This window comes from Methylobacter psychrophilus (assembly GCF_025583945.1).
Taxonomy (GTDB): domain Bacteria; phylum Pseudomonadota; class Gammaproteobacteria; order Methylococcales; family Methylomonadaceae; genus Methylobacter_C; species Methylobacter_C psychrophilus.
Genome location: NZ_JAOEGU010000020.1, coordinates 61711 through 69354 on the forward strand (window position 1 = coordinate 61711; position 7644 = coordinate 69354).

Annotated in this window: 5 protein-coding genes and 1 pseudogene; 4 read left to right on the top strand and 2 right to left on the bottom strand. The window is 44.1% G+C overall.

The genetic code is table 11. The annotated features are described in order from the left end of the window. Nucleotides 1-17: 17 nt before the first annotated feature. The gene (locus N7974_RS11290) at nt 18-827 is read right to left on the bottom strand and encodes a lysophospholipid acyltransferase family protein (protein WP_262965717.1); all 810 of its coding nucleotides are present in this window, start codon (nt 825-827) and stop codon (nt 18-20) included. After that, a complete protein-coding gene (locus N7974_RS11295) occupies nt 827-1744 on the bottom strand; it encodes a GNAT family N-acetyltransferase (protein ID WP_262965718.1) in 918 nt (305 codons plus the stop codon). The genes N7974_RS11290 and N7974_RS11295 overlap by 1 nt, the downstream gene beginning before the upstream one ends. 680 nt (nt 1745-2424) lie before the next feature. Here N7974_RS11295 and N7974_RS11300 point away from each other — a divergent pair. From N7974_RS11300 to N7974_RS11315, 4 genes and pseudogenes are all read left to right on the top strand, one after another. Further along, nucleotides 2425-2562 (top strand): hypothetical protein, encoded by a 138-nt coding sequence (locus tag N7974_RS11300; protein ID WP_262965719.1) that lies wholly within the window; start codon nt 2425-2427, stop codon nt 2560-2562. A gap of 320 nt (nt 2563-2882) precedes the next feature. After that, a complete protein-coding gene (locus N7974_RS11305) occupies nt 2883-4370 on the top strand; it encodes a leucyl aminopeptidase (protein ID WP_262965720.1) in 1488 nt (495 codons plus the stop codon). After that, a complete protein-coding gene (locus N7974_RS11310) occupies nt 4363-4899 on the top strand; it encodes a DNA polymerase III subunit chi (RefSeq protein WP_262965721.1) in 537 nt (178 codons plus the stop codon). The genes N7974_RS11305 and N7974_RS11310 overlap by 8 nt, the downstream gene beginning before the upstream one ends. Before the next feature lie 119 nt (nt 4900-5018). Further along, nucleotides 5019-7592, top strand: a pseudogene (locus tag N7974_RS11315) (valine--tRNA ligase); the annotation flags it as partial. Nucleotides 7593-7644 lie beyond the last annotated feature (52 nt).

The window sequence follows — 7644 nt, forward strand, 5'->3', positions numbered from 1 at the left end:
TTATTTCATTGTTATTATTATTTTTGTTGTGAAAAAGCAGATTTCACAGGCTGCTGATTTAAATCATCCACTAATAAATTGTTCGCTATTACCTTTAATATCAATTCTCTGGCTTCAATACTAACTGATTGACGATCACTTCCTGAACTGTTAATTACCGGTAAAAAAGAAACGCGTACTGCAATTTTATCCAAACTCAGCATTTTTATTAAATGCGGAAGAAAATCATCATCACCAACAAAAGGCACTTGTTGTTTTGCTATGCCGTAATATTGAAGCGCGACCGGTTGAATGGCTGACTTGGTTAATAATGCCGGTTGAAATAACGACGCATGAAAGCTCAAAACATCATCTCCCTGTGTGGTTGTACCTTCAGGAAAAGCGATAATATTGTTGTTTTGTTTTAAAATCCAGAGCATTTGTTCAGTCGTGGCTTTAATGTGCTTTTTGTCGCCCCTGCGAATAAAAACAGTACCGCCCTGCCTCGATAAATAACCGATAATCGGCCAGCTTAAAATGTCGCTTTTGGCGACAAAATATGCCGGTAAATACTGTCCGATAATAATAATATCCAACCAGGAAATATGATTACTCACCAAAAAAGTACCAGGTTGTGGTAATTTGCCTTCCAGTACAATATCCAGATTCATAATAGCGCTAAATAGTTTTAGCCAATGGGTTTTTAGCCTATTACGTTTATTTTTGTCATTATTTATCGAACACAGTAATTTAAGTAATGGGAATAATCCTCCGGCAATGATTAATCCATAGCTAAACAGCAGAACAATAAGAAAAAGTTTATAAAGTAACCGCAGTTTCAATTTCATTAGTCGCCTGCGCCGTGCGTTACTCCTGGAATGCCTGCGGTATACACACCGTCCCTGGCGATCGCTGCGTCAGTTCCCGACTGACCTGCAGCATACACACCATCCCTGGCGATCGCTGCGCCAGTTCCCGACTGGCTTGCAGCATACACGCCGTCCCTGGCGATATAGCCGCGCATATAGTGTTTACTGTAACGATCTTTTAATTGATCCAGTGGCAATAATACAAATAAATCCATACAGTTAAAATCTTTATCCCAGTAGGGTTCGCCGCAAATCAGCGCTCCAAAACGCAAATAGGCCTTAAGTAACGGCGGAATACCCGATTCATCACGTTGACATCGTAATACGTCCGGTACTGGAATGCTGGGTTTAACTTGCAAGGATGCAGGCGCAATATTTTTAGAATCAATATTTCGATAAACGGCATCCACGGCAAAGCCACTGGGGCCAGGAGTGATACTGGCGCAACCCAGCAAATAATTAAACTCACCTTCCAATGCGTATTGCACTAATGCCGACCATAGCGTGGTTAACACTGCACCACCTCGATAATCAGGGTCTATGCAAGTTCTACCTATTTCCAGGAAACGACCGGGCAATGCCAGAACTTGATCCAGGTTAAATTCATCCTGCGAATAAAATCGTCCCAGTTGTTTAGCTTGATGTTGAGTTAGCAAACGCGTGTAACCAATTATTTTCTTATTGGTATTGTCATACACAATTAAATGATCGCAATAACTATCAACCTCGTCATAATCCAGGCCCTCAGATTCGGTTTTTAACTTAGCTCCCATTTCCTGTGCAAAAACCCGGTAACGTAATGCCTGAGCTTCTTTTATCAAAGCCTCTGAGTCTGCCAAAAAACATTCCAGTTTTTTAGTCGGTTTAATGAGTATTGCTGTATCTATTTTTTTCATGGGTAGTCACATAGCTCAATTAAAGATGCAGATACAATAATCAAACAACGTGTCAATTACGTGTCAAGTTTGTGAACGTACAATGACAATCAGATTAAATTTTGATGACCGGCGCTGAAAATCGTAGAAACAGAGCTGCAGCGTAGTGATGATTTTTAGCACGCGATAGCTGTAGGGTTTGTATTTTCACGTAACGTAATAAAAATGCAGACTTTACGAAACGCTGTCAAGTCAATCATATTTCAACCCCTTGCTGAGTTGAAACGAGCGAAGCAGACGAGGAGTCGCAATTTTTTACTAATGACGATAAACAAAGCCGATAATCCTGTTACCCGTTTTCATCATCTCGCCGGAATTTCCTGATCTATTTTTATAGTTGGTTAAAAAGATGAGCGAACTTTCTCTTGCTAGAAATACAAGAGAACGCGCTATTCGTAACCCGCTGTTTTTGATGCCTGTCCCTTGTTATGTTGTTAGCCATCCACGGCAATAAACTTTATATGACTTCCGGACCAACAAAGCCATGAAAAAGGCTTACCGAATTAACGCTGCCAATCATTAATATTGCCCAATCAATTTCAAACACGGTTTTGTCACAAAACTATCATAAAAATGTCATCATGCTTTAACGAAGTATCATCACAATGAGCCTATTGAATCGTTATTGTGAGCTAATCGTTATGAATAAACACATCACCAAAAACGACCAGATCAATACCTCTACTATTATTTATGCCTCACTAACAATGGTTTTTTTGGGCTTGCTGGTATCTTGGGGTGTTGAACATATAATGAAAGAATTATTTCAGTTAGCTTAACCCCTCTAAACCTTACAGGCTCTATAAGCCTTATATTTCGACATTTATTTTCCGTTCGTAAAAACCACGAAACCAATATCAGGTTCGCCTGCCAGTCAGTTTTATATCCATACTTACACACGCCAACATCCTCAAAAACTCACCAAAATCAGGGCACCCTGTCCTATCCTTTCCGATTAATTCTCTGAAAAAAAAACCTCTGTAGCTGTTTAGGACAGCTATTGGTTGTATAATTAAAGGTAAACAGCTTATTTTGATGTGACACTCATTATGTCCGATCATGATAAGATTTTTAATCAGCAAATATTATGAGTTAAATTATGGAATATGCTATAGAAACTGCACCATTAGAAACATTGCAATGTGATTGTCTTATTGTCGGTGTTTACCAGGACCTGCAACTCAGCGCATCTGCAAACTCAGTCAACGATAATACTCAAGGACTGATTAACAAAATTCTTGCCCGTGGTGACATTAGCGGTAAGAATGGCGAAACTGTATTAATAAATACTATCCCGGATAGCTCTGTTGAACGTATTTTGCTGGTCGGACTGGGTGAAAACAAAGCCTTATCTGGCAAAAACTACAAAAAAGCACTGCTTGCCGCCATTAACAGCCTGAAAAAAACATCCATTAAATCGGTTGCCTGTAGCTTGGCAGATGCTGACGTTATTGATGCTGATCGACAATGGAAAACCCGCCAAATAATCGAAGTGTTCAGCGATGCCATTTATCAATTTACTGCCTGTAAATCAAATAAAGAAACGGACAGTAAAATTGAAAAAATCAGCATTACCGCGCCAGAAGCTGAACGTGGACTTGCACAAGCAGGCCTGACTCAAGGCAAAGCCATTGCCGAAGGCGTCAATCTGACCAAACTGTTAAGTGATTTGCCGGGTAATATCTGTACGCCAACCTACCTTGCCGAGCAAGCGCTTGAGTTGGGCAAGCAATACCCCAGCCTTGATATTAGTATCCTTGAAGAAGCTGACATGGAAAAGTTGGGGATGGGGGCTTTGTTATCGGTTTCACGCGGTAGCCGTCAACCCGCTAAAATGATTACGCTGGATTATCGCGGCGGTGAAAAAAACGGCAAGCCCATCGTCTTGATCGGCAAAGGCCTCACTTTTGATGCCGGTGGTATTTCCTTAAAACAAGCGCCCGGCATGGATGAGATGAAATACGATATGTGCGGTGGTGCAACGGTTCTGGGAACCTTGCTGGCTGCGGCACAAATGCAGTTACCACTAAATATTATCGGTTTAATTGCTTCCTCGGAAAATATGCCGGATGGTGACGCCAATAAACCGGGCGATATTTTAACCAGTATGTCTGGTAAAACCATTGAAGTGTTAAATACCGATGCTGAAGGCCGCCTGCTTCTTTGTGACGCCTTAACCTATGCAGAAAGATTTAATCCCGATGTCGTGATAGACATGGCAACGTTAACCGGTGCCTGCCTGGTAGCCTTGGGTCGTGTCCCCAGCGGCTTGCTTGGAAATAATGACGCGTTGTGTAATGACTTGTTGGCGGCCAGTGAAACGTCTACCGACAGCCTGTGGCGTTTGCCTTTGTGGGAAGAATATCAGGAGCAAATCAAATCTAATTTTGCCGATCTGGCTAACGTTGGTGGTAAAGACGCTGGTACTATTACTGCGGCCTGTTTCCTGTCACAATTTGCTGAAAATTTTCATTGGGCGCATCTCGACATTGCCGGTACAGCTTGGCGCACCGGGCCTACCAAAGGCGCAACCGGTCGTCCGGTTCCATTATTAAGCCAATACCTCATTAACCGGGCGCATGGCTGAAGTCAGCTTTTATATCCTGCCGTCACAATCGATACAGGAACGCGATGAGTTTGCCTGCAAGCTCATCGAGAAGGCCTATCGTAGCGGTTGTTTTTGTTATGTACTCACTGATAATACAGAACAAAGCCAAAAAATAGACGACCTGCTCTGGACTTTCAGAGCAGGCAGTTTTATTCCGCACCAGATTTACACAGGCAAATTACCAGTTATCGCCAAGGATGGTGTGTATGCCACAAGCCAGTCGGGAACTGGCGTGGCAATCGCCAAGGATGGTGTGTATGCCGAAAGCTCGCAGGGAGCGAGCTCGGTCATTGAAAAAGTCATTTTGATTGGCTCACTTGACGTACCTGAGCATTGGCAAAACACCGTTATAAACCTGTCTTCGCATTGCCCCAAACACGTCGACAAAATCGAACGTATTCTTGAGATACTGGATAATAGCGAAGCCACCAAAGAACTGGGCAGAAATCGCTATCGGCACTATCAACAGTCAGGTGTCACTATAACAACCCATAAGATTGGGCATTAATTGCGTGTAATCAGGGTCATGTAAAACGGCAAACCAATGCCGTATCCTTTGGGTTACCATGCAAAAAACCAACCAACTCAACCAACTACCTAATTTTTCACAAAAATAATAACGCATCCATGGAAAAAACATACGCTCCGCATTCAATTGAACAACGCTGGTATCAAACCTGGGAAGAAAAAGGCTACTTTGCCGCCAAACCGGAAGGTGATTCTTATTGCATCATGATTCCGCCGCCCAATGTCACCGGTAGCTTACATATGGGTCATGCTTTTCAGGACACCATTATGGATGCCCTCACCCGCTATCATCGCATGAAAGGCTATAGCACCTTATGGCAACCAGGCACCGACCATGCGGGTATTGCTACGCAAATGGTGGTCGAACGGCTATGTAATGCCGAAGGCCAAACTCGCCATGATCTGGGCCGCGAAAAATTTCTTGAAAAAGTCTGGCAGTGGAAAGAAGAATCCGGCGGTACGATTACCCGTCAACTGCGGCGTATGGGCTCTTCCCTGGATTGGGACAGGGAACGCTTTACGATGGATGACGGGATGTCTGATGCCGTGCAAGCCGTGTTTATACAACTTTATGAAGAAGGCCTGATTTATCGCGGTAAGCGCCTGGTCAACTGGGATCCCGTTTTGCATACTGCGGTATCTGATCTGGAAGTGCTTTCTGAAGAAGAAAACGGTTTTATGTGGCATCTGCGTTATCCCTTGTCTAATGGCCAAGGCCATTTGGTAGTTGCGACCACGCGCCCTGAAACCATGCTGGGTGATGCAGCAGTAGCGATACATCCCAATGACGACCGTTACAAACATTTACTGGGCGAATTTGTAGAACTGCCATTAACAGGTCGCCGCATTCCCATTATTGCCGATGACTATGTTGATCCTGAATTTGGTACCGGTTGTGTCAAGATTACGCCTGCTCATGACTTTAACGATTACGAAGTTTGGACACGTCATCGCCATACCTCGACCATTCAGGATTTACCGCATGGCGGCCTGATTAATATTTTAACGGTTAATGCTGCGATACGTAGCAATGCTGAAGATGAAAATGACCTTATCCCGCAAAAATATTGCGGACTTGATCGTTTTGATGCGCGTAAACAAATGATTACTGATCTGGAAGCACTCGGTTTGCTGGAAAAAATCGCCGATCATAAATTAATGGTGCCGCGCGGCGACCGTACCAACAGCGTTATCGAGCCCTTATTAACTGATCAATGGTACGTTAAAGTTGGACCGTTGGCAGAACCTGCGATTGCTGCGGTTGAAAACGGCGATATCAAGTTTGTGCCGGACAACTGGAAAAATACCTATTTCGACTGGATGCGCAATATTCAGGACTGGTGTATTTCCCGGCAAATATGGTGGGGTCATCGTATCCCGGCCTGGTATGACGAACTGGGTAATATTTACGTTGGCAACTCTGAGCAGGACATTCGCGACAAACACAATCTATCAGCGGACTATGCACTCAGACAGGATGAAGATGTTCTGGATACCTGGTTTTCTTCCGCATTATGGCCTTTTTCTACCTTGGGCTGGCCGGAAAATACTGAGGAACTGGCCAAGCATTACCCAACCAGTGTTCTGGTAACGGGGTTTGACATTATTTTCTTCTGGGTAGCGCGGATGATTATGATGGGCCTGAAATTCCAGGGCGCGGTGCCGTTTAAAGAGGTTTATATCCATGGCTTGGTGCGTGATGCCGAAGGCCAAAAAATGTCCAAATCCAAAGGTAACGTACTCGACCCGATTGATATCATCGACGGTATAGAACTGGAAACTTTGGTAGCAAAACGCATCTCCGGTATGATGCAACCGCATTTAGCCAAAAAAATCGAACAAGATACACGTAAACATTTTCCGGATGGCATCCAATCTTACGGTACCGATGCCTTGCGCTTCACTTTTGCTTCTTTGGCATCTACGGGACGGGATATTCGTTTTGATCTTGCCAGAACCGAAGGTTATCGCAATTTTTGCAATAAACTCTGGAATGCTGCACGTTTCGTATTGATGAACACCGAAGAACAGGATAACGGTTTATCTGATGCACCGTGCACCTACACACAAGTTGATCGCTGGATTATTTCCAGACTGGATCAAGTAACAGCGACTACCAGCAACGCGATTGATAATTATCGTTTTGACCTGGCGGCACAAGCGATTTACGAGTTTACCTGGAATGAATATTGCGACTGGTATCTGGAACTGGCAAAAATATCGCTGCAATCCGATGATGCAGCTCTTCAACGCGGTACCCGCAAAACGCTGCTGACAGTTTTGGAGTCAATTTTACGCTTGGCGCATCCCATTATGCCGTTTATCACCGAAGAAATATGGCAACGTGTGGCACCGTTAGCAGGGATTATCGCCAGGGATGGTGTGTATGCCACAAGCGAGTCGGGAACTGGCGCGGCGAACGCTGAATCCATCATGCTACAACCTTATCCTGTCGCTGATGAAGCACGCATTGATAATAACGCGGTCGCTGAAATCAATTGGGTAATGAGCTTTATTTTGGGTGTGCGTCGTATTCGTGGTGAAATGAATATTGCCCCCGGCAAGCCTTTGCCGGTATTGCTACAAAATGGCTCAGTGACTGACCAGGATTACTTAACCAACAGCTCGGCTTATTTAAAAAGATTGGGCCGCCTGGAGTCTATTACGTGGCTAAATCTGTCCCTTATACACCTCTGACGCTGCCGACGAGAGTAGCCGTGTAGAT